General features: G+C 59.3%; 26 protein-coding genes and 3 pseudogenes. 12 read left to right on the top strand and 17 right to left on the bottom strand.

Annotation, left to right across the window (positions count from 1 at the left end):
• Window positions 1–56: 56 nt before the first annotated feature.
• Window positions 57–233: a hypothetical protein gene (locus ACVJ5M_RS22060; RefSeq protein ID WP_187387677.1), complete on the top strand. Its 177-nt coding sequence runs from the start codon at window positions 57–59 to the stop codon at window positions 231–233.
• 696 nt (window positions 234–929) lie between these two features.
• On the opposite strand, the gene ACVJ5M_RS22055 is transcribed toward ACVJ5M_RS22060, so the two are convergent.
• The 4 genes from ACVJ5M_RS22055 to ACVJ5M_RS22040 form a co-directional block, all read right to left on the bottom strand.
• A complete protein-coding gene (locus ACVJ5M_RS22055; protein WP_063983357.1) occupies window positions 930–1,424 on the bottom strand; it encodes a DUF4142 domain-containing protein in 495 nt (164 codons plus the stop codon).
• A gap of 1,853 nt (window positions 1,425–3,277) precedes the next feature.
• Window positions 3,278–3,514: a hypothetical protein gene (locus tag ACVJ5M_RS22050; RefSeq protein WP_085398194.1), complete on the bottom strand. Its 237-nt coding sequence runs from the start codon at window positions 3,512–3,514 to the stop codon at window positions 3,278–3,280.
• Between the two features lie 139 nt (window positions 3,515–3,653).
• Window positions 3,654–3,929, bottom strand: coding sequence for a hypothetical protein (locus tag ACVJ5M_RS22045; RefSeq protein ID WP_231141875.1), 276 nt, complete (start codon window positions 3,927–3,929; stop codon window positions 3,654–3,656).
• 136 nt (window positions 3,930–4,065) lie between these two features.
• Complete coding sequence (locus ACVJ5M_RS22040; protein ID WP_063983360.1) at window positions 4,066–4,629, bottom strand: hemerythrin domain-containing protein; 564 nt, start codon at window positions 4,627–4,629, stop codon at window positions 4,066–4,068.
• A 182-nt stretch (window positions 4,630–4,811) separates the two neighbouring features.
• Here ACVJ5M_RS22040 and ACVJ5M_RS22035 point away from each other — a divergent pair, with 182 nt between their 5' ends.
• The gene (locus ACVJ5M_RS22035; RefSeq protein ID WP_456679629.1) at window positions 4,812–6,047 is read left to right on the top strand and encodes an IS256 family transposase; all 1,236 of its coding nucleotides are present in this window, start codon (window positions 4,812–4,814) and stop codon (window positions 6,045–6,047) included.
• 860 nt (window positions 6,048–6,907) lie between these two features.
• Here ACVJ5M_RS22035 and ACVJ5M_RS22030 read toward each other — a convergent pair.
• Window positions 6,908–7,342, bottom strand: a complete 435-nt coding sequence (locus ACVJ5M_RS22030) for a hypothetical protein (RefSeq protein WP_187387703.1) — start codon at window positions 7,340–7,342, stop codon at window positions 6,908–6,910.
• Window positions 7,343–7,665: 323 nt separating this feature from the next.
• On the opposite strand from ACVJ5M_RS22030, the pseudogene ACVJ5M_RS22025 reads away from it, so the two are divergent.
• The 3 genes and pseudogenes from ACVJ5M_RS22025 to ACVJ5M_RS22015 all read left to right on the top strand — a co-directional run bounded on the left by ACVJ5M_RS22025 (window position 7,666) and on the right by ACVJ5M_RS22015 (window position 9,190).
• Window positions 7,666–8,015: pseudogene (locus ACVJ5M_RS22025) on the top strand (PRC-barrel domain-containing protein).
• A gap of 444 nt (window positions 8,016–8,459) precedes the next feature.
• The gene (locus ACVJ5M_RS22020) at window positions 8,460–8,924 is read left to right on the top strand and encodes a hypothetical protein (RefSeq protein ID WP_354100723.1); all 465 of its coding nucleotides are present in this window, start codon (window positions 8,460–8,462) and stop codon (window positions 8,922–8,924) included.
• A complete protein-coding gene (locus tag ACVJ5M_RS22015; RefSeq protein WP_085398671.1) occupies window positions 8,921–9,190 on the top strand; it encodes a hypothetical protein in 270 nt (89 codons plus the stop codon). The genes ACVJ5M_RS22020 and ACVJ5M_RS22015 overlap by 4 nt, the downstream gene beginning before the upstream one ends.
• Before the next feature lie 9 nt (window positions 9,191–9,199).
• Here the strand turns inward: ACVJ5M_RS22015 and ACVJ5M_RS22010 are convergent, their stop codons facing one another.
• The 5 genes from ACVJ5M_RS22010 to ACVJ5M_RS21990 form a co-directional block, all read right to left on the bottom strand.
• Entirely contained in the window at window positions 9,200–9,430 is a 231-nt protein-coding gene (locus ACVJ5M_RS22010; RefSeq protein WP_456679387.1) for a DUF6894 family protein, read from the bottom strand.
• A gap of 48 nt (window positions 9,431–9,478) precedes the next feature.
• Complete coding sequence (locus ACVJ5M_RS22005; RefSeq protein ID WP_231141863.1) at window positions 9,479–9,679, bottom strand: hypothetical protein; 201 nt, start codon at window positions 9,677–9,679, stop codon at window positions 9,479–9,481.
• Between the two features lie 353 nt (window positions 9,680–10,032).
• Entirely contained in the window at window positions 10,033–10,281 is a 249-nt protein-coding gene (locus ACVJ5M_RS22000) for a hypothetical protein (RefSeq protein ID WP_014494430.1), read from the bottom strand.
• A 372-nt stretch (window positions 10,282–10,653) separates the two neighbouring features.
• Window positions 10,654–10,896, bottom strand: a complete 243-nt coding sequence (locus ACVJ5M_RS21995) for a DUF6894 family protein (protein ID WP_014494428.1) — start codon at window positions 10,894–10,896, stop codon at window positions 10,654–10,656.
• A gap of 751 nt (window positions 10,897–11,647) precedes the next feature.
• Window positions 11,648–12,349, bottom strand: coding sequence for a response regulator transcription factor (locus ACVJ5M_RS21990; protein ID WP_063986614.1), 702 nt, complete (start codon window positions 12,347–12,349; stop codon window positions 11,648–11,650).
• A 266-nt stretch (window positions 12,350–12,615) separates the two neighbouring features.
• On the opposite strand from ACVJ5M_RS21990, the pseudogene ACVJ5M_RS21985 reads away from it, so the two are divergent.
• Together ACVJ5M_RS21985 and ACVJ5M_RS21980 are read left to right on the top strand one after the other, a co-directional pair.
• Window positions 12,616–12,828, top strand: a pseudogene (locus ACVJ5M_RS21985) (hypothetical protein); the annotation flags it as partial.
• Between the two features lie 607 nt (window positions 12,829–13,435).
• A complete protein-coding gene (locus tag ACVJ5M_RS21980) occupies window positions 13,436–14,128 on the top strand; it encodes a helix-turn-helix domain-containing protein (RefSeq protein ID WP_063983365.1) in 693 nt (230 codons plus the stop codon).
• 462 nt (window positions 14,129–14,590) lie between these two features.
• Here ACVJ5M_RS21980 and ACVJ5M_RS21975 read toward each other — a convergent pair whose 3' ends face one another.
• From ACVJ5M_RS21975 to ACVJ5M_RS21945, 7 genes and pseudogenes are all read right to left on the bottom strand, one after another.
• Window positions 14,591–14,953, bottom strand: coding sequence for a response regulator (locus tag ACVJ5M_RS21975; RefSeq protein WP_354100586.1), 363 nt, complete (start codon window positions 14,951–14,953; stop codon window positions 14,591–14,593).
• Window positions 14,954–14,961: 8 nt separating this feature from the next.
• Window positions 14,962–15,363: a response regulator gene (locus tag ACVJ5M_RS21970; protein WP_085398163.1), complete on the bottom strand. Its 402-nt coding sequence runs from the start codon at window positions 15,361–15,363 to the stop codon at window positions 14,962–14,964.
• Window positions 15,360–15,710, bottom strand: a complete 351-nt coding sequence (locus ACVJ5M_RS21965; protein ID WP_341850513.1) for a PilZ domain-containing protein — start codon at window positions 15,708–15,710, stop codon at window positions 15,360–15,362. Before ACVJ5M_RS21965 ends, ACVJ5M_RS21970 begins: the two co-directional genes overlap by 4 nt.
• A 202-nt stretch (window positions 15,711–15,912) precedes the next feature.
• On the bottom strand, window positions 15,913–16,158 hold the full coding sequence (locus ACVJ5M_RS21960; protein WP_354079306.1) for a hypothetical protein: 246 nt from the start codon (window positions 16,156–16,158) through the stop codon (window positions 15,913–15,915).
• Window positions 16,159–16,249: 91 nt separating this feature from the next.
• Window positions 16,250–16,456: a hypothetical protein gene (locus tag ACVJ5M_RS21955; protein ID WP_231141861.1), complete on the bottom strand. Its 207-nt coding sequence runs from the start codon at window positions 16,454–16,456 to the stop codon at window positions 16,250–16,252.
• Between the two features lie 439 nt (window positions 16,457–16,895).
• On the bottom strand, window positions 16,896–17,282 hold the full coding sequence (locus ACVJ5M_RS21950) for a DUF1236 domain-containing protein (protein ID WP_231145284.1): 387 nt from the start codon (window positions 17,280–17,282) through the stop codon (window positions 16,896–16,898).
• Between the two features lie 423 nt (window positions 17,283–17,705).
• A pseudogene (locus ACVJ5M_RS21945) lies at window positions 17,706–18,104 on the bottom strand (ATP-dependent DNA ligase); the annotation flags it as partial.
• A 20-nt stretch (window positions 18,105–18,124) separates the two neighbouring features.
• Here ACVJ5M_RS21945 and ACVJ5M_RS21940 point away from each other — a divergent pair.
• The 5 genes from ACVJ5M_RS21940 to ACVJ5M_RS21920 all read left to right on the top strand — a co-directional run bounded on the left by ACVJ5M_RS21940 (window position 18,125) and on the right by ACVJ5M_RS21920 (window position 23,443).
• On the top strand, window positions 18,125–18,295 hold the full coding sequence (locus tag ACVJ5M_RS21940) for an ATP dependent DNA ligase (protein WP_456679634.1): 171 nt from the start codon (window positions 18,125–18,127) through the stop codon (window positions 18,293–18,295).
• A 176-nt stretch (window positions 18,296–18,471) separates the two neighbouring features.
• Window positions 18,472–18,930, top strand: coding sequence for an Hsp20 family protein (locus ACVJ5M_RS21935; RefSeq protein WP_063979756.1), 459 nt, complete (start codon window positions 18,472–18,474; stop codon window positions 18,928–18,930).
• A 70-nt stretch (window positions 18,931–19,000) separates the two neighbouring features.
• The gene (locus ACVJ5M_RS21930; RefSeq protein WP_063979757.1) at window positions 19,001–19,321 is read left to right on the top strand and encodes a hypothetical protein; all 321 of its coding nucleotides are present in this window, start codon (window positions 19,001–19,003) and stop codon (window positions 19,319–19,321) included.
• Between the two features lie 15 nt (window positions 19,322–19,336).
• A complete protein-coding gene (locus ACVJ5M_RS21925) occupies window positions 19,337–19,558 on the top strand; it encodes a hypothetical protein (protein ID WP_084794892.1) in 222 nt (73 codons plus the stop codon).
• Between the two features lie 771 nt (window positions 19,559–20,329).
• Complete coding sequence (locus tag ACVJ5M_RS21920; RefSeq protein WP_354100585.1) at window positions 20,330–23,443, top strand: GAF domain-containing hybrid sensor histidine kinase/response regulator; 3,114 nt, start codon at window positions 20,330–20,332, stop codon at window positions 23,441–23,443.
• Window positions 23,444–23,747 lie beyond the last annotated feature (304 nt).

The raw sequence follows: 23,747 nt of genomic DNA, 5'->3' as shown, positions 1-23,747 counted from the left end.
TTGCACGCCACGCCTCATGTGTTAGACCGCGCTCCTATCAATGAAGGAGCGGCGAGTTGGCCAAGAAAAAGAAGACTGTTCGTCGCGAGTGGACGAAAGACGACCTGAAGACGCTGAAGTTACTTGCGAGGCAAAAGACTGGTGTCACGAAGATCGCAAAGAAGTTGAAGCGAACGCCGGGCGCGACGGCGGCTAAGGCATTTGTTCTTGGCGTGTCGCTCAGCACGCAATAGGCGGGCACCTACTAGTCATCCGACAGCGCTCGCTTGCGCGGAACCTTGATCTGACGGGATGCCGCGCGATGCGACGCGCTTTTCTGAGCGCCGTTGATCGCGCGCGGCATTCGTTAAGCATTTCCCGGTTATGCGGATGCCATGTTGCGGGCGTTGGGGCAGTTGCTGTTGCGAGGTGCGGTAAGCGTTGCGGGCGCCGCTCTGACGGCCCTCTGCATCGCTGGTGTTCTGTCGTTGGTGGCGACGCACTTTCCGACCAAAAAACAAGCAGTCGTCGAAACCATCGCGCTCAAGATCGGTTGCCTACCCAGCCGATGCGGTACGAGGGTGAACACTGAGCATTAGCGGGAACAGCGATGCTTTCTGGGATGGAGTATCCACACTGGTTTATGCTCGCCGGAGCTGTCCTCGTGCTGGCGGGATTAATCGGATGGGCATTCCAAAGAAACCGACAAGCTTCCAAAGATATCGTGCGAGAACCCGCCGCACCTGAAATCGACCAACCGGCCGTCGAACCGGAGGCGAGTCCCAAACCGCGTTGAGAATCAAGCCCGTCAATCGGCCTAGAAGGTTTAAGCCCGGCCGCCGGCTTACGCGAGCGATCCGCCAGGCACCAGTAAACCGACGGGATAATCTTCCGCCCGGCGCTTTGCATATCTTTGCCGCGATCCTGCCGCCCCAATTCCCGGCGTCGGATCAATTACCGCTCTTCAACGATTTTGCGGTGTCCAGGTGCTTTTGCAACGTATCTATCTGGCCGGAAGCATATTCTCCAGCAGCATCCTTACTTTTTGATGCCTTCTTGTACTCGGCGATATCCGTCTGGTGGTCTGCGACCATGTGGGTAGCGAACATCTTATCGAAACCCGCGCCGGTCATTTTTGACATCTTGTCATGGTCAGCTTTTTGCTTCGCATTCGGTCCGCCTGGTGAGTTCATTCCCAGTGCTTGGGCAGCATTTAATGCCTTCTGATTGGCGGCAGCGTGGTCTGTAGAGAGCATTCTGCCAAACGATTTGACGGCGTCGCTTTGACCGTTTTGCTGCGCCAGCTCTCCCATGCTCACTTCAGCGAAATTGCCCTCGATTGCCTTCTTAAGGAAGGTTTCGCTTTGCTTGTCTTTCGCAGATGCGCTGGCAATTGAGATTGCCATCAAGGTTGCTGTCCCGAGTGACATAAGCATTCTGATCATCGGCAACTCCTGTGGGTTGTCTGTCGATGAACACGTCAATTGCGGAAGAGGTTCCAATTGAGGATATGGCGCGTTGGATCTGGCGGACGCCTCTTGGGTTCGGACGCAGGACCTACCGCAGGATATTAGTAGGCCGAAGTCGGCACGATCCCCGACAGGAACCGAATAGTGCGGGCGCTATTAGCTCGCTATGAGCGATCGGGTCCTGTATGAAAGCAGCAATGGCGACGTCTGGTCTTTGGCGCGACATCCAGCTTCGAGCACGCCAGTCGTGAAGCATCAGCCGAATGCCGGCTCAGGAGGACGGACCTCGTACATTGAAATCGGCCGATTCCTGCGCGACAGCGTAAACGGTCCGGAGCACCAGGCGCTGCTCAACCTGATCGGGACTTTGATACCAGACTAAGGAGGACGCAATGATGCGGTATCCTTGGACTTTAACGGCAACGCTTTTCGCAGTCGGCGTCATCGCTTGGGCTGTGCTGGCTGAGCGCCCTCCAGAGAACCCGCTCCGGATCGAGGCTTCCCTGACCATAGCCGCCGACCCCGACCTTCGATTGGTCTCAGAGCGCAGCCCTTACATGCGGACAGAGCGATGATAACGAACAGCGCCCAGCCGCCAGCGTGAACCGGCGGGCCTTTGTGATGGACTCGCGATCGGCTTACCAAGGAAGATAGAGCGCGACGAACAGCGCCAGGCCGATCAGACCGCACGCCCACGCGACCGGGCCAATTGGTGTCTGCGTATCCACGATACCCCCAAAAAACTGCGAACTCGACTCTGAAGGGCGGCCCGCGCCTCGATCTCGTCCACGGAGCGCCTACAATCCTCGGCGACCTTCAGTAGTCCGATCCGCTCGATATCCATCGTGGCAAGCGCGGCCTCAGCTAGACAGATCTGCTCTATCCGCCGGAGCTCTTTCAGGTCTCGTTTCATCGGCCATGCCCCCCATTGGCAGATGCTGATCCCTTTGTGGTGCAAAACTGTGGCAATAAAACTTATGCGAGTAAGCGTGCATATAGTTCCAAGATTTGCCGCAAGGTCCACGATGCCACTCGCAGAAGTGCCTTTTGTCACAGCCGGGTCGGCAGCCCGAACGGCCCACACCCGCGACGCAGTAGCTCGCACGCGTTCCGTGGGCGAAAACTTGCTGTACTTAGAAGCGGTCCGCTGGGTCGGACCGCCGAGTAGCCCGTTCGATGCGTCTTAACCGTGCCTTAAGGCGCTCGATCTTGAGCCGAGCCCTGCGCATGGACGTGCGCCGAGTTTCGGTAAGGCCTGAGAGACGATGTATTGAGCTGCGCCAGCACTATTCGGTTGGCATTTGTCATTCGAAGCTCGGTCGAAGAAAACCCGCCGACCTTGCGAGCCGGCGGGAGTTTTGACTGAGATATTGGCAATCGGCGGGCACCGATTACAGGATTAAGTTAGCGGAGTCGCCGGCCGAGCGCGAACCGCGGAATCGTCTTCAGCGCTTCAGCCGACGGCGGTGCGTCATCAGCCGCTGCCGGTCGCGCCTCCTATGGGCTCGGCGACGGCGGCTTCATTGGTCCACGCTGGGCCAGGATGCGCCTGATCTCGGCGTCAATCGCCTGATCCTCCGGCGAAAGTGGAGCATACCTCGCTGCGAGCTGTTCGGCACTCGGCAGCTACGTCTGTCGGCAGCGGCGCTCGTTGAGGCCCATCAGACGGCAGCCGAGCATCCGGTCGAAGCTGATGCGGTGGCGCTGGCAGTACTCGGCAAGGTCTTTTGGCGGGTCCGGCCAACCCTCGGCGGCGCCCCTGTGTGCTAATAGCTGGCGGCTTTCCCACACTCATGAGCGGCAGTAGCCCGCGCTCTCGACGAGCCACTTCACGCCCTGCCGCCTGCCGGATATACACGGGTGAACTCTCCTTGGCGCTTGATGCGGTCGTAACGAAACGCGCAGCCATGCGCGCGGGCAAAGACTCCTGCCTCTGCAATCGCGAGGGCACGCGTACCGCCGAACGCGCGCTCAATGTATCGGCCGCGAACTATCAGCCGCTCGTCCATCGCGAGAACATCCAAAACACTCGCCAGCCGGAGCAAGTAGTCTTCGCGCGTCTCCATGAAGGCCGGCCATCGTGAGGTTTGTCTTGCCGCGATCCTGCCGAAAGCCAACCAGCGTGAACGAGCATGCTGTCAGCTAGCCAACACTAAGATTCTTTGCCTCGGTCTTCCCTTTCCGGTGTCCTGACGGCGCGGCCCGTCAGTTATGGGAAGCAACCAGCTGCGCACACCGAGGACACACGCCGTCGGCCGCATCCGTGAGTTGGCGCACAATCTCCTCCATGAGATCTTCACGCTCCCAGCACGTGCCATCACTCTTGGTGATGCTTCTGGCGCGGTAATAAGCATGTGTTTCGGCGTCGCTGTCTCCGACGCGGATCATGACCTCGGGATGGAAAGGACAGAGGGCTATAGCACGCGTTGTCAGCAATGCATAGCGCATGGTCGATTCGAGATTGTCGGTGTGGAGCGGCATCATAGCCTCCTGCTTCGGGCCGCAAGCGTATGTGAGCGCGCAAGCAAAGGCGCAGCTCAATTCTGACTCTGCCTTACGCTTGACCTCAGCGTCCTCAGCGTCGCGCGGCACAATGCATGGCGCGACGCCATAGCGATTACTTACGCTCGGCGTCAGCCTCCTGCTCAAGCCGCACAATATGTGCGCGCAGCGTGTCAAACCGCTCCTCGGCAACGTCGCTGAATAGCGGGTCATTGTGACTCGTTGCGGCTGAAGCGATCTCAGTCCAATCTTGAGGCTTGAGAACCTTAAGTGCCACGGGAAAAAAATCGCGTTCTTCCATCCTCATGTGACGGCGCTCGTGCGCGATAAAATCCCGAACGATAAGATCCACATCTTCGCGCAGAATCTCACGTTCCGCGAGAACGCCGTCGACCGCCTGAGCGACGCGGCGCAAAAGTTGGGCCCCTTTCTGGTGTTCGCGAGCTAGATCGCCGACCTTCGCAGCAGCAGCCGGATCTCGTGCCCTCAGCTTGGCAAATACCAAGTCTTCCTGGGGATGATGATAAACTTCTGGGTAGACTTCGAAGTAACTGATAACCGCGTGAATGACCTCGTAGTCAGCACGGTCCCCGCGGTCGAATACCTCGAGTTCCCGCTCGAGGATGGCCAGCAGCTTCTCAATGTTGAGATGCTCTTGGGATAAGCGCTCTATGATCATGGCAGAGCTCCATAAACCAGTCTCCAGTATAGTCTTTGGTCCGGTGTCAGCAGGTGCCGTCGCAGGGTTGGTAGGAATTAGGGTTGGCGTAGTCTCCGGGGTGATCAACCTCGAATCGTCCGGCGTTGAAGCGTCGGACTGGAGACTACGCCATGACCAAGTTTACTACGAAGCCTGATTCCATGCAGCCTGCGACCGAAATGGCTGTTGATCTTTTCGACAACTGGTTCGATCCGATCGAGACCGAGGTGCGGGCTCGGGCGCGTCAGTTCATCGAAGAGCTGATCCGCGGCGAACTCGATACCGCGCTGGCACGGCCGCGTTACGAACGAAGCAAGATGGCCGGCAATGAAGCAGGAGCCTGCGTCAAGGCCCACCGTCATGGCAGCCGGACGCGCTCGCTGACGGGCACGTTCGGGCCGATCGAGATCGCGGTGCCGCGGGCCCGGCTGACCACGCCGGAGGGCGGGACGGCGGAATGGAAGAGCCAGGCGCTGCGGGCCTATCAACGACGCACGCTTGCCGCCGACGCGCTGATCGCCAGCAGCTATCTCGCCGGCACCAATACCAGGCGGGTGCGTCGCGCGCTGGCGGCCTTGTTCGGCGGGACGGTCGGCAAGGACACGGTGAGCCGGACCTGGCGCAAGGTAAAGGGCGACTGGGACGCCTGGAACAGCCGCTCGCTGGCCGCGGAGCCGATCGTGCGCCTGATCCTCGACGGCACCGTCGTTCGGGTGCGCCTCGACCGCAAGGCGACCTCGATTTCACTGCTCGTTGTGCTGGGCGTGCGAGCGGACGGCCAGAAGGTTCTGCTCGCGATCAAGAGCATGGGCGGCGAAAGCGCCGAGGCCTGGCGCACGGTGCTGGACGATCTCATCAAGCGCGGGCTGCGGCGTCCCGAATTCCTCATCGTCGACGGCGCACCAGGGCTCGACAAGGCCATTGCAGTCGTCTGGGACGGCGTGCCGGTGCAACGCTGCACGGTTCACAAACACAGAAACCTGCTGGCCCATGCCCCCGAGCGCCTGCACGACGAGATCACCGCAGAGTACAACGACATGATCTATGCGACGACGCCTGAGGAGATCACCGTTCGCCGCAAGGCCTTCATCCGCAAATGGCGGCTCAAGCATCGTGCCGTTGCCGACAGCCTGGAGGAAGCGGGAGACCGCTTGTTCACCTTCGCGCGCCTGCCGCCGAGCCAATGGCGCAGCCTACGCACGACCAATGCGATCGAGCGATTGCACGAGGAGTTCAAGCGCCGGATCAAAACCCAAACCGTACTGCCGTCGGCCGACACCGCCGCGATGATGTTCTGGGCGCTGCTCGCCTCGGGACAGATCAGCATGCGCAAGGTCGATGGTTGGAACACGCTCGCCACAAAACCCACCGATCAGCCAATTGACCTTGCCGCCTGAAACGATAACTTCATGTTACCCGGGAATACGCCATACCGAATTCCAACCGCATTCCGGACGGCACCTGTCAGCATTTGCCACAGATCAATCCGAGACAACTTAAATCGGCCGCCGGCTTTCCCGACGGCAGTCTCAGCCGTGCCTAAAGCTCGATCACGACATTGGACGGGAGCGCTTCTTTCGCTCTGTGGCTGCTCAGCTGAAAGTAGGGCTCGCCAACTCAGCCAGCCCCGGCGGCCTTCGCTCTTCGCGTGCCGTGCGCGCGGTTAGTCCTCGTGACCGCACAAAGAGACTGTCGGTTTCGTTGAGAGGGCGATGCGTGCGGACGGCAATCGCGCTGCCATTCGCTAAAACGGAGATGCCGGCATGTCCTGTCTCAATGAGCAGCATTAAAGAAACTATATGATCTCCGGCTCATCCGAAAGTCAGCACAACTGACCGGGTATCGCGACTCCTGAGACGACCAACCAGCGCGTCGCAAGGTCCGCTAATGGGATGGACCGGCTGCTTCCTCCGCGGGATCAGTCTGGAAAGACTACCCTGCAGCATCCGGAGAAACATCCCATGGACACCACCACACAGCCGCTGGCCTCGATCGGCATCCATCGGGAAGGAAGTCTTCCACGTCGTCGGCTTTGGCACGGACGGCAAGATCGCGCCAGCGTCGACCAGTCGGCACGCCCTTGTGCGGTCGGTGACCGCATAAGGCTGTCATGGGTTGCAGCCAACGTGCGCCGATCGACTTCAACCTCGGACCGGAAGCGGAAGCAATCGGCACCGGCCCGGTCCAGTGGTGCAGAGGACCACTTCATATCAGGCGTTTAGCCAGTGTTCCCTCTTGAAGCCATTGACCCCCGCGCTTACTCGCAGTCCTGGTCGGCCGCCGTTACCTTTTTCTGGGACGGCGCGGGCTCGGCCGCACCGGCCGTCGCCTTCTTTGATTGTTCCGTGGGCGCGGGGCGGGTCTGCTCGACGGTGCCTGCCGTTCGATCCGGTGACTGGGCAGAGGGTGCGGGGTGGGTCGCCTTTGATTGTTCGGCAGCGGTCGGCTGGCTCTGCATCTGGCGCTGAGCATCTTCCGACGACGTTGCGGTATTCTCCGAGGCTTTGCTCATCGAAGATGTCGGCGGTTGCTGCTTAGAATCAGTTGCTGTGGAACCAGTGGTTTGTCCCGTATAGCCCGGGACATTTCCTGATCCTGCATCGCGGCTCACCGTGGTGCAGGGACCGGCATAAACGGAGTTGGCGCTGAAGGCGAGCAACGCACCCAAGATCATAAATCTGTTAGCGATCATAGCCCTTCTCCTTTGAACTCTCTGGACGATTGAACAAAGGATGGCGCCTTCCGTTCCGGACGCGCAAGAGCAGCGCCAACATTGACGAGTGGCTGAGTTCACCGGGGCCAAAATCGCCACCTAAAATAGGGCCGCTCAGTTGGCGGCCTCATTATCCTCGTCTTTGCCCACTTCGCCTTCCGATACAGGTTTTCGCCATGGGATCGGAGCTGGAGGTTGTTTGAATCGATGTCGACGACGATAGATTGATGATTGGCGTGCGACACTATTCTCCGAAGCTAGGAACACCCCTGGAGTGGCCGAGTTAGGCCGACAAAACCTACATTCAAGGGACCGAGGTTTATGGAGCAGATCGAAAGAACATCGGTGAGATTGATCACCTCATCATCGACAAGGTCACAGGTCGCGTGGCTTATGCCGTCTTGAGCTTGGGTGGATTTGTTGGATTGGGCCATAGCCATTACCCCATTCCGTGGGGCGCTCTAAAATACGATACGTCGCGCTTGGTGGTTTTCGAACCAACATCACCGAGCAACAGCTGAGGGACGCGCCTGAGTTCAGTGATGACTCATGGCAGGATCGAGACTGGGAAGCGCGCACCCACCGGTACTATGGGACGCCGACGTACTGGGAGGGTCGGGGTGGCTTTTATGACGCCCGGCAGTGCATCTGAAACTTCCCAGTCGTGTGTTGCCAGACTGAAGAACTGAACGACCAGCCCTTGGGTCGGCACGGCTGTCAGCGGCGCGTTTATGGGAAATAGAAAAGCACGTTGTTGGGCGGACGACATTCCCGCATCTCCCTATCGCGCGCGAACATGGCGTCGCCTATGTTGACGTGCTGTTGCTCTCCGATCGGCTGGAGGGGTGCAGACCCGAGGTGCGATCCCGCCGTCCTCGCCGGCCTGGGCGCATGCGACGTTTACTGCTTGGGCTGAGGAGCGCGAGCGGCGCGCACTGGCGTGATCACCGGAGCGCTACGCGGCGCACGATAACAAGGTGCAGCTCTGGCCGCACGAAGCGCTTAAGCGTTGACCAACAGATAGAGCCCTGAGACCAGAGCAGGCCTCAAAATCCAGCGACTGGTCCCGCGCCTGACTTGCCCCTATTCTTGTGGAATGACCGCCCTCACCCGTCGCCGCGGTAACAATCCGCACGAGGAATCTTGGCAGATCTACTTCACCGACGTCCGCACCGGGACCATCGGCGCGCGCGCCGGCGTACCGATCCACGCCGATCAATGGGGTTGGTCCATCGGCTTCTATCGTGGCATGGAGCCAGGCACATGGCGGAGTGGCATAGCCGCCACCTTCGAAGCCGCGCGCGAGGCTTTCGAGGCCGCGTCGTCCGAGCTGCGGCTCACCATCCCAGACACCGCCTTCGCCGAATGGCGCCAAGATCGCGACTGGCGGGCCGAGGTTGCGGCCAAGCGGGCGCGGGGCGAGAAGCTCGACAGCGAGATCCGGAGCACACTGATGCGCTGCGTCTGCGGCACCACGTTCGACAGCTGGAAAACGGCGGAGAGCTACCCTCACCGCGCACACATCACCGCCGCGCGGGCGGCCAATGGGACACGACGATGAAGCACACCGCAGAACGACCCTATGCAGACCCGGATGCGGCCGCGCGCAAGCTCGTCGAGCTCGCGGCCAGCGTCGCGGCCGTGCAGGACGGCCGCATCTACATCGAGCGGATCAACGGGCAGTTCATGATCGAGCTGAAGGGCAGCGGGAGCGAGTTCGGCGCCGGGCTCAGATACGCCATCGAGCGCGGCTGGTTATCGAAGCATGAAAGCGGCACCTACGTGAAGCTGATGCCGCCCGGGGAAGATCTGCTGACTCGCAAATAGGAACCGTCCTTACTGCTTCGTCCTACTTCTGTCGAAAATGAATGCGGCTTGAAACACCCGCTCAACTTCTATCCTCACTTCCACGGAAACGTCCTGCCGTATGGTGGCAAAGTCCTTTGCCAAGTTCGCAAGCGACCTAGCGGCTTCGACCTCGGCCTCTTGCTGAGTGTCGAATTCCAGACCTTCCTCGTCCGGGTACAAACCAGTGTCGTCCCGGATGTCGAAGTAGTACCGGGTCATAAGCCGCCCTCATTCGAGGGAGAGCATAGAAGAAATGTTCGCGTGTTCCTATTCTGGCGGCTGCAGTCCGGGTGATCTCAACCACTCGCTCAAGTGCGAGCCGGTCTCGGCCTGTCTGGCCTTGCGGAGGAGAGCTTCTCGCTCGAAGCCGGCAGGGAGCTTCTTGGCTAGCTCTCTTAAGCGTACGGCTTCTTGGGCAAGACGTTCTTCGAGGGACACAGTTTGTTTAAAACGACGGCGTCGCTGCATGACACACCTCGATCTTACGGGTCCTAACCGTTGGGTTTGAGTTCTTGCAGCCTAACGCGCGGGCAGTTCCGTGGTCTGTGCCCTAGTGAACACAAGTTCCACGCGATAACGCGGGAACCTCGGATCACAATTGAATGTTACTTATCGCGGGCAGCCGGAGGGGAACGCCATGGAAATGGACCTTGCCGAGCGCTTCTTTTTGGGTCTCGCATTCATAGGTGCAAGCTGCCTCTGTGTCGTTTTCTCCGTCTGGATGCTTACTTGAAGTTCTGGCCCGCCAGCGTGAACCGGCCGCCGGACTTGCTTTTCCGCACCCAACGACCAGCAGTAGCCCGCGCTCTCGACGAGCCACCTCACGCCCTGCCGCCTGCCGGATAAGCACGGGTGAACTCTCCTTGGCGCTTGATGCGGTTGTAGCGAAAAGTGCAGCCGTGCGCCCGGGCAAAGACCTCCGCCTCTGCAATCGCGATGGCACGCGTGCCGCCAAACGCACGCTCGATGTAACGGTCCCGAATTATCAATTTCTGGTTCGACCCGACGTCATCCAAAACCGTCGCTAGCTTAAGCAGGAAGTCTTCGCGCGTCTCCATAGGGACAAACATGCAACGGCGAACGCCTGAATGCCAGCAAGGAGCTATGAAAGGCGAAACCTCGCCGCACAAATAGCCCGTCCTCAGTCTTTGGGCGGGAATGGATGGACGACGGCTTTTGCGTCCGTCGCCTGTGCGATCAGGACTGCAATTCCGTCCAGCGTTTGTCAGTCGTTGATTCCGAGCGACAGGCGCCGATACCGGGCGATCTTGTCGTCGTACTGAACGCACTTCTCACACATGGCTTCCGCTTGGCATAGAGGGCGGGAGCATGAAGCACTCTCAGTCACCAATGGGCGCCTCGGACGGGGCGGTGATCTCCGGACCATAAACCAGAACTCGGGTTCCCGACAGAAGGAACACAGCCCGCCAACGGAGGCGGCCTCAATGCCTGCGCCGTTCGACCGCGAATGTGAATTTGAGCTGGAGCACCGGACCGCTCTCGTCCCGGACTTCAATCGACAGCTTTTGGCTATCGCCCCCTAAGGCGCGGACGGCATCTCTGGCCATATCGGCAAGCGAGCGCGCCGCCTCTTCCTGCACCTTCTCTATGGTTGAGAACTCTAGACCTTCCTCATCCGGGAAAATCTCGTCACCCTCTCTGATGTCAAAATAATACCGTCTCATCAGACCAGAACGACGCCAACCTCAAATTGTTTCTTTCGTAAAACAGGCCACGCCCAAATCAAACTAGGCGACTGATGCCGAAAGCAGGCCGGCCACCTACCTCAGCTCGTTCCTCGCGAGAGAAGCCAGTCTGTCCAGTTGGCCAGCCAAACCCACATAAGTTCGGGCGATGTTTTTCAGGACGTCGGCGCGATCTTTGGAAATGCCGCTCGCGCCAGAAAGTCTCTTGTAGAGGTCAGCATGTTCTCGGCACTCAGCAATGTTGATCACTGGCTCTGCCTTCTGTTGGCCGTGCGGGTCACAGCAGCGCCTTCCCCGCTGGCTTGCCTTCTACCATGTTAGCGCCCGTTAAAATCAGTCTTATGACACTGGTTAAATACGGAAGCGCCCCCTTCAGTTTGGAAAAGGAACCACAAGGGCGGCTGATATTTGACTGGCTCGCCGGCAGAGCTGGCGGAGCGGCCTCGGCCTACCCCCTAGGCCCCTGCAGCCGGGGCCGTCTCTCGCTCTTGTTGTATCGGAGTAGCGTATGCGTTCCTCGCCCTCGATCGTGCCGGCCGACCGCCTCGACCGCGATATCTATCTGGTGCTTGAAGACTCTGGAGCGCGCCGGTTGCGCCTGGCGCGAGACGGATGAGGCTGACACCAACCTCGAGGGCGTCCTGCAAACTCCCCTATCGCTAGAGCCATCCCGGTCCCGATGGAACGAGAACCGGCGATGCTCTCAGTCTTTCGTGAAGGCGCGTGAGCCTCAGGCTTCCTTGAAGCGGTAGCCGACGCCGTAAAGTGTCTCGATCATCTCGAACTCGTTGTCGACCACCTTGAACTTCTTGCGCAGCCGCTTGATGTGGCTGTCGATGGTGCGGTCGTCGACATAGACCTGGTCGTCATAGGCGGCGTCCATCAGCGCGTTGCGGCTCTTCACCACGCCGGGGCGGGTCGCCAGCGCCTGGAGGATCAGGAATTCGGTGACGGTCAGCGCCACCGGCTCGTTCTTCCAGGTGCAGGTGTGCCGTTCGGGGTCCATGCGCAGCAGGCCGCGGTCGAGCGCCTTGGCATTGTTCTCCTTCGGCGCGACAGTCGGGTCCTTCGGCGCCGAGCGGCGCAGCACGGCCTTGACGCGCTCGACCAGCAGGCGCTGCGAGAATGGTTTGCGGATGAAGTCGTCGGCGCCCATCTTGAGGCCGAACAGTTCGTCGATCTCTTCGTCCTTGGAGGTCAGAAAGATCACCGGCAGGTTGGACTTCTGCCGCAGCCGGCGCAGCGTTTCCAAGCCGTCCATGCGCGGCATCTTGATGTCGAGAATGGCAAGATCGGGCTGGGTGGTGCGGAAGCCGTCGAGCGCGGAGGCGCCGTCGGTGTAAGTCATGATGCGGTAGCCTTCCGTCTCCAGCGCGATCGAGACGGATGTGAGAATGTTGCTGTCATCGTCGACCAAAGCGATTGTGGGCATGAGCCTCTGCTTTCTGCTTTCCGTTTGGGTCGTGCTTGAAACGGCGAGCAATCCACTGATGTGCCGCATACATGGGTGCCGAAGTCGGCGATCGAACCTTGTCGCCGAGCAATGCAAACTGGGCTGAGGTGTGACCAAGTTCCACAAAGCGCGACAGATTCGCCCCGTTTCGCCCCTTAACCTGACCCCCGTTTACCCGAAAAAAGACCTCCCTTGCAACCACCTGACCCGAGAAGGCCGATGCACCCGACCCCCGATTTCGACCCTCGGGCCAGTACGCCTATCCGCTCCGGATTGTATCCTTCAATCCCGTCGAGGGGTGGTCGCGGGACGCGACTTCCGAGGTAGCCGATGCGTAGGCCCGGCGCGCGGCCGACACCGACGCCGAGGTCTCGTCTGCGTTGCAAGACTTCATCGCCGCCAACGCCACAAGGCGCTTCGACACGCAGCTCGCGCTGCCCTTGCGCGGGGTCGCCTGACGGTGGCGGACTTCCGCTCTAGCAAGAGGGCAACGCAGATTCGAAACAATCGAGTCAATGACCCGGCGCTGGCTCGGCTGTTGAAGGTCGACGCTTTGGCATGGCGTGGTATCGCAAAGAGATACCGAGCTGATGCGCTTTAACAGCCACCGACGAGACGCCTCGGTTCAATTCAGCGGCTATCTCTTCGCGGCGGTGATTCCCGGCCATCGCCTTGAGCGTCTCAAGGTCTTCCGAGGTCCATGGGCGAACAGAATTGGCCATATGGCGGCCTCCCAAACAACAAATTTGGCTCACGTAGCGCAATAGCCCATGGGACCAAAAGTTTCATTCCGCCCTCTTGGATAGATCGCACGTCGGCTCTGTTATGAGCGCCACCGCGCTAACCGCAAAAATCTAGAAGCACACCGCAGAACGACCCTATGCAGACCCGGAGGCGTCCGCGCGCGAGCTCCTCGAAACGCAACATTGCGGCCAGGGACGCCAGCAACCTGACATTGTCCTTTGGTACAATGATCTAAGGGACATGGAATGAATATGGTCGCTCGTCGAACGACCTGGTGGCAAAGGATTATTCAAAGGATTTGATGCGGAAGAGGAATGACCGATGTTTGTGCGTATCACAACGGATCGACGACCTCAGCCCAATACGCTCGATGAATTCGGTTTAGCGGGTACATTCAACCGAATCATCGGCCTCAGCGAATTTAAATACCGAAAAGACACCGAAATCTTCGGTGAAAAAGAGCCCGCTGTGTATGTCTATCAAGTCAAGCATGGTGCGGTGCGAAGTTACAAGTTGCTCTCGGACGGTCGGCGTCAAATCGCCGCCTTTCACTTAGTGGGCGATATCTTCGGGATTGAGAATGGCGACACGCATCGATTTACCGCAGAGGCGGTCGTCGAAACCGTCGCGCGCCTGATTAAGCGAGAAAGCATTCAATTGGTGGCCGCAAGAGACGCGGTTGTCTCGCACAACCTGCTCAGCATGACTACCCGCAACCTGGAGCACGCAGAAAACCATATGCTGCTTCTGGGCCGCAAGACCGCGGTAGAAAGGGTTGCCGCCTTCTTACTTGAGATGGATTGCCGCACCGGAGCAGACAATGTGTCGCTCCCGATGACTCGTCGCGACATTGCGGACTATCTCGGCCTGACGTTGGAGACGGTTTCTCGCGTGCTATCTAGCTTGCGTAAAGCGGGCGTCCTTACGTTCCTCGACGGCGATCAGCGAGAGATCATGTTAAACGACAGGAGCCGGCTTGCCGATTTCGATCGGCAAGAACCGGCACAACCCTGATACCAAAAGCGACGAGCCGTACTGGCGACGATGATGAATACGCAGACTCACATCATGATCGCGGATATTGCGGGAGCTAGCACGAAGGTCCGTTGACTTAGATCAAGGATTGCCGGCGATCTAGGTTCAAGGCCTCTGCCATGAACAAGCCTTCCGATACCGAGCCCAAGCCAACCGAACCCGAGCCCAAGCCAACTCGCTTGGAGGAGGCGCGCCGGATCGTTGAGGATTATGCGAATGACCTTCGCGAGTTCATCCGAAAGCTCCGTGAGAAGATGAATTGAAGCGGATTGGCGCCGGGCTCAGATATGAGATCGAGCGCGGCTGGTGATCGCAGCATGAAAGCGGACGCCGCCCGGGGAGGATCTGCTGACTCGCAAATAGGAGGTGCTGGGCGGGGTAGCCCGCCAACTGAGGCGGCCTTGCTTCGCAAAGGGCAACCGCAACGGTTGTCTTGCGCTTTCAAGTTTCTCCGTTCGGCAAAACAGTATCGATTGTGTGCCTAAGCTTATCCAGCGTGCACCGTTTGACTAAGACGGGCGTTCCTTCAAATCCATGCGGCACGCCGCTGCTGCCGTATCCGCTCAAGAAAAAGAACGGCAGCCCTCGTCTCCTTATTGCTTGGGCAACGGGCCCCACGTTCATACCATGCAAATTGATGTCGAGGATCGCGAGATCGTATTCCCCGATCTCGGCAACGGATCGCGCATCATCTATATTCCCCACTTCAGCGATGACCCTGTGTCCGAGTTCCTCGACCATCTCGACAAGCATCATTCGAATAAGCGCCTCATCTTCCACGAGGAGTATTGATGCCTGCGTCATCTCTCGCCTCAAGCCTTGCCTAAATCGGCCACCGAGCGCTCGTTAAGGAGCTGAGAGACCGCCGTTGTAAGCTGCGCGAGGGCAAACGGTTTCTGAAGAATTATGCTGTTGGGAACGCCTTGTGCCGGCCAGTCGTGGGCCGCTGCGCCCGATATGTAGACCACGGGCAAATTGGGATCGGTCTCGCGTGCCGCCCGCGCGACCTCCCAGCCGGTGAGGCTTCCTAACAGATTGATGTCAGTCACTAGAGCGCAGTATGCAACGAGCCGACCTTTGAGCAGTGTTACCGCCTCCTCGCCGGTCTTGGCGCTGGTGAACTCGAAGCCCCCCTCCCTCAATGCTTCCTCGACAATGCCTTGGATCGCATCGTCGTCTTCTACCAGAAGAACTGTCGGCAGCACTTCCGTCATAGTTTTCCGCCGAGCACACGTGAACTGGAGGTTACAAAGTGCACACAAGCCAAAGGTTCCCGGGAAAGTTTGGCAGTCTTGAAATCCGGGGTCCAGCTCCTGTCGGAGGATTTTTTGGCCTTGACCTTTTCGCGGATGAAGCTGACCCGCAACTGGTCGCCGTTTACTCGTTCGAGCTGACAGCGACGATAGGCAAGTCCAGTGGACGAAAGCAGAAGAAAGAACTCGTTCAGGGTCAGCCCCTCAATCGAGGTCTCAACTTGAAGTGTTGCTCCGACATTTGAGACCTCCTTAAGCGTGCACGCGCGACGCCACGTGCCATCAATGGCCATCATTTGCGCAGGCAACGGATGCTCGAAGGTGACCCTTCGGTCTTCTTGCTCTTTTTATGCTGGCATCGGGTAAACGGAAGTGGTCCCCCCCTATATCCCCGATCAACTAAAAGGTAGTAGCCGCGGTCGGGAAAAGTTGGCAAATTGGGATCTGCTTGGGACACCGAAGTTGAAATACGAACAGCGTCCGTGAAGTCGCAAGCAGGCCAGTGCCGCCTTACTTCAGCTCCATTGTCTGCTCGTTCCGCGCGAGAGACGCCAGTCTATCCAGTTGGCCGGCCAAACCGACATAGGTTCGGGCGATGTTTCTCAGGGCGGTGGCGCGGTCCTTGGAGATGCCGCTCGCGGAAGAAAGTCTCTTGTAGTGGTCAGAAAGTCTCTTGTAGTGATCCGCATGTTCGCGGCACTCAGCAATGTTGTGGTCGAGAGGGGCGGCTGGCATGATCGAGAGCGAGGAACGCATACGTTACTCCGATATGACAACGTAGAGAGACGGCCCCGGCTCTAAGGGCTCAATCCAGCAATCAACACGTCCTGTTGGGACGCATCCATCGCTAATCCCGGCGGAAAATCTGGCCCCGCTCGGCCGCGAGCGCGAGCTCTGTCCATTCGCCCGCAAGCTTCAGCCAGCCTTCTCGATCGACCTGGTCGAGGCTGCGAGCCGCCTCCCCGCGACAGGCCGTCGCCTCCTTGAAAAATTGCTGAGCGGAGGCGGCCATCTTATCGTAGTGGGACAACTTCCCGGGTAGCTTGGTCTTCATCGTTGCCTCGGCGCATAACCATGCAACACAGACGGTTCGAAAACTCGTGGAATTGCCACTTGTTCCCGCAACCAATAAGTACGGCCAGCGCCTAAGGTCGGACACAAGCCAGTGCCCATTTTTGGAATGATGGTCCCAATAGGAACGACGAGCGCGGGCAATTATTGAGTCGTCGCTGGCTCGCCGGCAGAGCTGGCGGAGCGGCCTCGGCCTACCCCCTTGACCCCTGCAGCCGGGGCCGTCTCTCCGCCATTATCGTACACCCGGCTCGGCGGCCTCGAGCACGAGAAGCCCGCCACAGTTGCCTAGGGCCTTCTCGCAACGACTGATCTCCCAACCGCACCGGCGGTTCGCGCCAATTCGGCAATGACGAACTAAGGCCCCGCGGAGTGACGCTCCGCGGGGCCTTAGCTCTTAACAGCCTACACGCCTTGACCGATCAGTCGATGATTTTCACGACCCGGCGCGTGCGCGGTTCGACGATGACACGGCGGTCGTTCACGACCGCGTAGCGATACTCGGTGTAGTTCGGCACCGGGCGCAAGACCACGGTCGGGGGCAAGGGCTCGCCGACGACGACGCGCTCGTGGATCACGACGGAGTCGTCGCGCGGAATTCCGCCGAGCACGGCATTCGGAATTTCGAGGCCGGCGCCAACGGCCGCACCGACGGTGCCGCCGACCATCGCGCCGACCGGGCCACCGATGTCGCCACCCGCACGCGCGCCGTCCCTAGCGCCCTGTTCGGTCGTCGACTGGGCAAAGGCCGCAGTCGACGCCGCCAGCAGCGACACAGCAGCCAATGAAATCGCAAGACGGGTTTTCATGTCCACTCTCTCCAGTGGTTGTTGATGCGCCGTCAACCGCTGGGCCAGAGCATTGTTCCGGTTCCTCCGATGAAAGGCGCGTCTGGAGAATGTTACTGCGTAACAGTTCAGGCCGCGGTGGCGCAGCGTTGCTGTCAGGCATACGTTGCTAAGACGGGTAGCTCTTGATTGGAAAGCCGCAGTATCATGGGCCGGTTGCAAGAAGTTGCGACGAAGAAGGCTATCGCAATTATTGCAATCTTTTGCTCGACGGATTCGAAATCCGCGTTTTCTTGAACGACGCGTAGCAAATCGGATACACTGCGGCAAATCCTGAAGAAGGGTGGGTTCGGGTGATTCAAGGCGAGCTCGGCCATCATAAACGGCGAGGTCGTGATGCCGGCCGCCGATGGCAGCACCGATTTCTCCGTCTTGCAGAACGACATGGTCGACCTTGCCGGCATAGATTAGGTGGTCGCCCTTGCGCCTCGCGAGATAAATACCGTCCCATTTGCCCTCGTCGAGCGCGAAGCCGGCAATTGTTAAGGTCTCGCGTTGGGCGCATGTCTTTTTGATCCAATTGTTGCCCCGGCCGCTGGCGTAGATGCTGTCACGCACCTTCGAGACTACGCCTTCGAGCCCGACCTTGCAGGCGTGCGTGAACATCTCGCGGCCATCGATCTCGAAGCTATCGCTTAACTGTAGGTCGCTGCCGGTGATGATCTTCTTCAGCGCCGCCTTGCGCTCCAACAGCGGCACATTCCGGAGGTCCCTGCCGTTGAGATAAAGCAGGTCGAAGGCGACGAGCACGATCTTCGTCGAGGCGCCCTTGAGCTGGCTTCGACAAGACATCGGCGGCCGAGCTGCGGCGGCGCCTCGAGCCGCTGGTCCGTAAGACACAGCCCTATGCCAAGAGGATTGCGCACAAAGGCATCTGGGTCGAACCGAAGCTGCTTGCTGAGATCGAATACCAAGCGAAGTCGGCCGAGGGGAAGGTGCGGCTCCCGTTCTTCAAGGGGTGCGAGGACCTGTAACGGCGCGGCGATCGGCGGCAAAATTTTTTCAGCCCCCTCTTGAAACCAAAACCGGCTTTGCTAATTTTTTTGTCGCCATCTGACGATGTGTCCGGGCGCCTCATGGGCCCGGGCCAAGAGACGGGCACCGTGTCCGGTGCCGCTCGTAGACATCTTGCTCTTAGGAGGATTTGGCTATGCGCACCTACGATTTTGCCCCCCTCTGGCGCTCGACCATTGGTTTCGACCGCCTCTTCGACCTCGCAGAAACCGCTCAGCGGGCCAGCGAGGACAATTACCCGCCCTACAACATCGAACGGCTGGCGGAGGATCGCTATCAGATCTCGCTGGCGGTGGCGGGTTTCTCGCCCGAGGATATCGTCATCACCGCCGAGCAGAACGTGGTGACGGTTGAAGGCAGCAAATCCGACAAGACCGAACGTGATTTCCTCTATCGCGGTATCTCGCACCGCGCCTTCAAGCGCCAATTCAGCCTCGCCGAATATGTCCAGGTGAAAAGCGCCGCATTCGACAACGGCTTGCTGACCATCGAACTCGTCCGCGAGATTCCGGATGCGATGAAGCCGCGCCGGATTGCGATCGGCGATGCCTCGACCGGCAGCGTGCGGAAGCTGGAAGCCAAAGCCGCCGCCTAGTAGAGGCGCCATGGAGCCGCGCTGCAAGTCGTGCGGCTCCCATCCATTCGTCAATGAAAAGGAGAGGACCATGCGGCCGACGACCGCTGACGACAACGTTTTCGACTTCGACGCGCTGCTTCATCCCGGCACGGTCTTTGAGACACCCAAAGACGTTCTGGATCACCCTGCCCTGACGCTGGCCGAGAAGCGCGCAATCTTGGCATCATGGGCGTCCGACGCGTCCGCGATCGCCTCTTGCCCGTCGATGCGCGCACCTGCCGGCCTCAAGAAGCCGGTATCGATCGACGAAATCTTGGACGCGTTGCGCGCCTTGGACGGTGGCCCCCGGACGCCACCCGGCGGAAAGCCCTACCGTCTCCGTTCGACCGAACGTGCGGCCGCGGCGTGAAGTTCGGAGCCTCAGATGACAACGGACGAAAAACTAGCGCGGCTTCGCGCCCATCGCAACAACGTCCACCGCTACCGCCGCCTGCTGAGCACTCGGCTCTCAGATCTTGAGCGCGAGTTCTTGATGAAGCGACTCTCGGAGGAGCAAATCGCTATTGATGCGCTATCGACGACGACTTTCCCATTTTCCTTGAATCTCGACGGTCCAATCACCGGTGCAGCATCCAGGGTGGCTTAGCTTCAATGCTGGACCTTATATTGATCGATCGCAATCGGCGTGGTTGGGAATGGCGAGTTTGCGACCAGTCTGGCACTGCCCTGGGTAAGGGCCGTGAAAGAACGCGAATGGCCGCGAGATATCGCGGTTATCAGGCGATGTTTCTATTGCTCGCAAGCGGAGCCCGGTTAATCGATCCGGGGCCGTTGGCGCCATAAGATGAGCTTACGGCTCCTCCCCGGCAATGGCCGAAAGCGGCGGGCCTGCAACAATGTCCTTCCTGACCGGCCCCGGGGCCACCAGGTAGGCGCCACTCCCCTGACGGACTCAGTTTCCGTAATTGGCCGGTAGCGGTCGTCACGGCAACGATGACGAGGTGTTGGATTCACGGGGCATCAGACGTGGTCGGCAAGTCCGGCCCGGCATCCAGGGACATCCCTCCGTTACCGCGATTGCCGCTATGGGCTTCATGTCGCGCGGCACTCTTCATCGATACTTGGTGCTAAGTCCTCAGGACGCATTCCGCGGATGATCCAGCTCAGTGCGAATTGGTCCTTTGGCAGGATTTCGGGAAACCCCTCGGCCTCACGCCCTCGGCCGTCCGAACCACGGTTAGCAGCTGCTTTTTGTAGGCATATCCGGAACGGGAACCTAGGCTTGCTGCCCGCCGTTATGCAATTCCTCTGCGGATCGCCTGGCTCAGGGCACGCCCCTGAAATATTAAGAAATCAATATGCTCAAAGACACAAAGGGGGATCGATGACGTTACGGGCTACGCCATCGGTCGACCGCATGTCCGTCCTTGACACCCTGAGCGATTTCATCCGTCGGATCGACGATCCCGATGCTCTTGCGTATGCCGCGGCTGAACTTCTCGGAAGCAGCCTGGGGGTCAGCAGGGCCGGCTACGGTACGGTCGATACATCGGCCGAAACGATCACCATAAGCCGTGACTGGAATGCGCCGGGCATATCGAGCCTGGCGGGCGTTCTTCGCTTCCGCGACTACGGTAGCTACATCGAGGATCTGAAGCGCGGTGAGACGGTCATCTGTGCGGATGCGGAGAAGGACCCTCGTATCGGCGAGCGTGCCGATGCTCTTGAAGCAATATCGGCTCGCGCCCTGGTCAACATGCCAATCTCCGAGTCCGACGGTGTTGTGGCACTCCTGTACTTGAACAACGCGGAGCCACGGGAGTGGACCGCAGAAGAACTCGAACTGGTGCGCGACGTTGCCGAGCGAACCCGCACAGCTGTGGAACGTCGTCGGGCCGAGGTCGCTGTCAGGGGAAACGAGGCTCGCCTGACGTTTCTAGATGCCCTCAACAGGGAAACCGCCAAAACCAGAGACGCAGACGGCGTTTTAGCTGTGACGACTAGGATGCTTGGCGAACATCTGATGGTATCGAGCTGTGCCTACGCCGATATGGATCCGGACGAGGACGGCTTTACCATTCGGGGAGATTGGGCGGCACCAGGGGCAATGCACATTCTTGGGCACTATAGCCTGGCCGATTTCGGTCAAAAGGCCGTAACCGAGCTCGGAGCGGGCCGCCCCCTGGTCATCAATGACAATTTGAAAGAGATTGCGCCCGAAGAAGCGGCTACGTTCCAGAACATTGGAATCGGCGCTACCATTTGCATGCCCTTCGTGAAGGAAGGACGGCTAACAGCTTTGATGGCGATCCATCATCGGCAAGCGCACCGGTGGAGCAAGCGCGAACTCGCATTGCTTACAGAGGTGACCGAACGCTCGTGGGCGCACATCGAACGTGTACGGTCGGAGCAGGCAGCCCGGGAAGCGGCAGAGCGACTCGGCCTCGCCAACAAGGCTGCCGGCATAGGCACTTGGGACTATGATCCGGTCAATGACGTTCTGCGAAGGGACGATCGTTGCAAAGAATTGTTCGGCTTGTCGCCTCAGGCGGAAATAAGTTACGAAGGCGCGTTCCTGAAGGGCTTGCATCCGGACGACAGGCAACGTGCGCACGAAGCGGTCTCTGAAGCACTCGAGCCGACGTCTCCCAAGCCTTATAACATCGAATACCGAACCATAGGTGTCGAGGATGGAACCGAGCGCTGGATCGCGGCGACCGGCGAGGCGATCTTTTCGGGAGGAAAGGCCGTCCGCTTCATCGGCACCGTTCTGGACATCAGTGCGCAGAAGAAATCCGAGCGCCATCTGCGCATACTGAACGACACCGGGGCTTCCGTGGCCCGCGAACGAGATCTCGAGAAGATAGTTCAGACCGTAACCGATGCCGGCGTCGAGCTCTCGGGGGCTCAATTCGGCGCCTTCTTCTACAACGTCCTTACACCGGACGGTGGAAGCTATATGCTTTATTCGTTGTCTGGCGTACCACGATCGGCATTCGAAAACTTCCCTATGCCACGCAATACGGCGGTCTTCGAGCCGACGTTCTTGGGTACGGGCGTGGTGCGATCAGACGACATCCTGAAAGATCCGCGCTATGGCAAAAATGCTCCGCGAAAAGGAATGCCGGAAGGTCACCTTCCCGTCAGGTCATATCTGGCGGTACCCGTAATTTCACGTTCGGGCAAAGTACTTGGCGGACTTTTCTTCGGTCACGCTGAGCCAAGGAAGTTTCAAATCGAGCACGAAACCACACTTCTGGGCATCGCCGGCCACGCCGCCACTGCGATCGACAACGCGCGTCTTCTGATGCGACTGGAGTCCCTCAATGCCGATTTGGAGCGACGCGTAGCCGAGGAGATATCGGAACGTATGAAGGCCGAGGAGCAGCTCCGACAGTCTCAGAAGATGGAAGCTGTCGGTCAATTGACGGGCGGGATTGCTCACGACTTCAACAACATGCTGGCCGTGATCATCGGCAGTCTGAATCTTGCCAAACGACGACTGGGCAAGGGAGAAATCGACGTGGACCGCTTCATCGAGGGAGCCATAGATGGTGCAAATCGGGCAGCCACACTAACTCAGCGCCTACTGGCGTTTTCACGCCAACAGCCGCTTGCGCCCGAGGTCATGGACCTCAACAAGATGGTTGGCGGGATGAGCGAGCTGCTCGACCGATCGCTGGGAGAACTCGTCCGTCTCGAGATGGTTCTGGCGGCCGGAGTTTGGCGAGTCAAAGCTGACCCCGCTCAGCTGGAAAGTGTCGTGCTAAATCTCGCAGTGAATGCGCGTGACGCCATGCCGAGGGGCGGCAAGCTGACGATCGAAACAAGCAATTCGTCTATAGACCAGAAGTATGCGCGTGAGTACGCGCTGACGCCCGGTCAATATGTCCTGCTTGCCGTCACTGACAATGGCGTTGGAATGCCTGAAAACGTGCTTGGTAAAGCATTTGACCCATTCTTCACGACGAAGGCGGTGGGCAAGGGCACCGGCCTAGGTCTCAGCCAAGTCTACGGCTTCGTGCGGCAGTCGGGCGGTCACGTAAAGTTATATTCCGAAGTGGGAGTAGGAACGACGGTCAAAGTCTATCTTCCGCGCTTTTTCGGCGTCGAGGAGACATCGGGTGCGCCCGAGCCGAAGGCGAACATCGGCGCGAGCCTGCACAAAGAGACCATCCTCGTCGTGGAAGATGATGACCGGGTTCGCAATATCTCGTCGGAAAGCCTGCGTGACCTGGGCTATACCGTCGTCGAGGCGGCAGGTGCTAAAGAGGCGATCAGAAAGATCGACGACGGACTCGTCCCGGATCTGCTCTTTACGGACGTGGTCATGCCCGACACGACAGGCGCCGAATTGGCGAGCCGGGCCTTAGAGCGATTGCCCGGGTTGAAGGTGCTGTTCACGACCGGCTATACGCGCAACGCCATCGTCCACAATGGCATGCTCGATGCCGGCAGACACTTGATTTCCAAGCCATTCAATATCGAAGACCTAGCGGCGAAGGTCCGCGGACTGCTCGATGAGATCTAGGTCCAATGCTGGTCTGTCCGACTTCGCGAATCGCGCTGCTACGTTTGTTTGTTCAGTTCGGCGTAAGCTCTCTGGTGCATCGGCTTGATAGCACACTCCAGAGACATGTCTGGAGCAAGAGCTCGTGCAGAAGTGGTCCGACTCAGAGACCGCCCCCTGCCCTTGACCCGACTTCTTGCAGCACGGTAAAGCTCACTACCGGGACCAGCTGTGATTGAGCAGACTCCAAGCCCTTTCGGGGCCCCCGCCTCCTCCATGCCGCTCGGAGGGCAAGCCTGACGTTCGCTGAACAACGCCTCTGGAA

It is taken from the genome of Bradyrhizobium sp. S3.7.6 (assembly GCF_054061875.1).
This window is presented reverse-complemented; position numbering and strand designations above follow the sequence as displayed.

What these genes read in the sequence shown, in the direction of transcription:
- ACVJ5M_RS21925 (WP_084794892.1), top strand. Translation starts at nt 19,337, where the DNA reads ATGACAACGGACGAAAAACTAGCGCGGCTTCGCGCCCATCGCAACAAC.
- ACVJ5M_RS22040 (WP_063983360.1), bottom strand. Translation starts at nt 4,629, where the DNA reads ATGATCATAGAGCGCTTATCCCAAGAGCATCTCAACATTGAGAAGCTG.
- ACVJ5M_RS22005 (WP_231141863.1), bottom strand. Translation starts at nt 9,679, where the DNA reads ATGCAGCGACGCCGTCGTTTTAAACAAACTGTGTCCCTCGAAGAACGT.
- ACVJ5M_RS21990 (WP_063986614.1), bottom strand. Translation starts at nt 12,349, where the DNA reads ATGCCCACAATCGCTTTGGTCGACGATGACAGCAACATTCTCACATCC.
- ACVJ5M_RS22010 (WP_456679387.1), bottom strand. Translation starts at nt 9,430, where the DNA reads ATGACCCGGTACTACTTCGACATCCGGGACGACACTGGTTTGTACCCG.
- ACVJ5M_RS21995 (WP_014494428.1), bottom strand. Translation starts at nt 10,896, where the DNA reads ATGAGACGGTATTATTTTGACATCAGAGAGGGTGACGAGATTTTCCCG.
- ACVJ5M_RS22020 (WP_354100723.1), top strand. Translation starts at nt 8,460, where the DNA reads ATGACCGCCCTCACCCGTCGCCGCGGTAACAATCCGCACGAGGAATCT.
- ACVJ5M_RS21970 (WP_085398163.1), bottom strand. Translation starts at nt 15,363, where the DNA reads ATGACGGAAGTGCTGCCGACAGTTCTTCTGGTAGAAGACGACGATGCG.
- ACVJ5M_RS21980 (WP_063983365.1), top strand. Translation starts at nt 13,436, where the DNA reads ATGTTTGTGCGTATCACAACGGATCGACGACCTCAGCCCAATACGCTC.
- ACVJ5M_RS21950 (WP_231145284.1), bottom strand. Translation starts at nt 17,282, where the DNA reads ATGAAAACCCGTCTTGCGATTTCATTGGCTGCTGTGTCGCTGCTGGCG.
- ACVJ5M_RS21955 (WP_231141861.1), bottom strand. Translation starts at nt 16,456, where the DNA reads ATGAAGACCAAGCTACCCGGGAAGTTGTCCCACTACGATAAGATGGCC.
- ACVJ5M_RS22015 (WP_085398671.1), top strand. Translation starts at nt 8,921, where the DNA reads ATGAAGCACACCGCAGAACGACCCTATGCAGACCCGGATGCGGCCGCG.
- ACVJ5M_RS21935 (WP_063979756.1), top strand. Translation starts at nt 18,472, where the DNA reads ATGCGCACCTACGATTTTGCCCCCCTCTGGCGCTCGACCATTGGTTTC.
- ACVJ5M_RS21960 (WP_354079306.1), bottom strand. Translation starts at nt 16,158, where the DNA reads ATGCGTTCCTCGCTCTCGATCATGCCAGCCGCCCCTCTCGACCACAAC.
- ACVJ5M_RS21975 (WP_354100586.1), bottom strand. Translation starts at nt 14,953, where the DNA reads ATGACGCAGGCATCAATACTCCTCGTGGAAGATGAGGCGCTTATTCGA.
- ACVJ5M_RS22045 (WP_231141875.1), bottom strand. Translation starts at nt 3,929, where the DNA reads ATGCCGCTCCACACCGACAATCTCGAATCGACCATGCGCTATGCATTG.
- ACVJ5M_RS22055 (WP_063983357.1), bottom strand. Translation starts at nt 1,424, where the DNA reads ATGATCAGAATGCTTATGTCACTCGGGACAGCAACCTTGATGGCAATC.
- ACVJ5M_RS22035 (WP_456679629.1), top strand. Translation starts at nt 4,812, where the DNA reads ATGCAGCCTGCGACCGAAATGGCTGTTGATCTTTTCGACAACTGGTTC.
- ACVJ5M_RS21930 (WP_063979757.1), top strand. Translation starts at nt 19,001, where the DNA reads ATGCGGCCGACGACCGCTGACGACAACGTTTTCGACTTCGACGCGCTG.
- ACVJ5M_RS22030 (WP_187387703.1), bottom strand. Translation starts at nt 7,342, where the DNA reads ATGATCGCTAACAGATTTATGATCTTGGGTGCGTTGCTCGCCTTCAGC.
- ACVJ5M_RS22000 (WP_014494430.1), bottom strand. Translation starts at nt 10,281, where the DNA reads ATGTTTGTCCCTATGGAGACGCGCGAAGACTTCCTGCTTAAGCTAGCG.
- ACVJ5M_RS21920 (WP_354100585.1), top strand. Translation starts at nt 20,330, where the DNA reads ATGTCCGTCCTTGACACCCTGAGCGATTTCATCCGTCGGATCGACGAT.
- ACVJ5M_RS22050 (WP_085398194.1), bottom strand. Translation starts at nt 3,514, where the DNA reads ATGGAGACGCGCGAAGACTACTTGCTCCGGCTGGCGAGTGTTTTGGAT.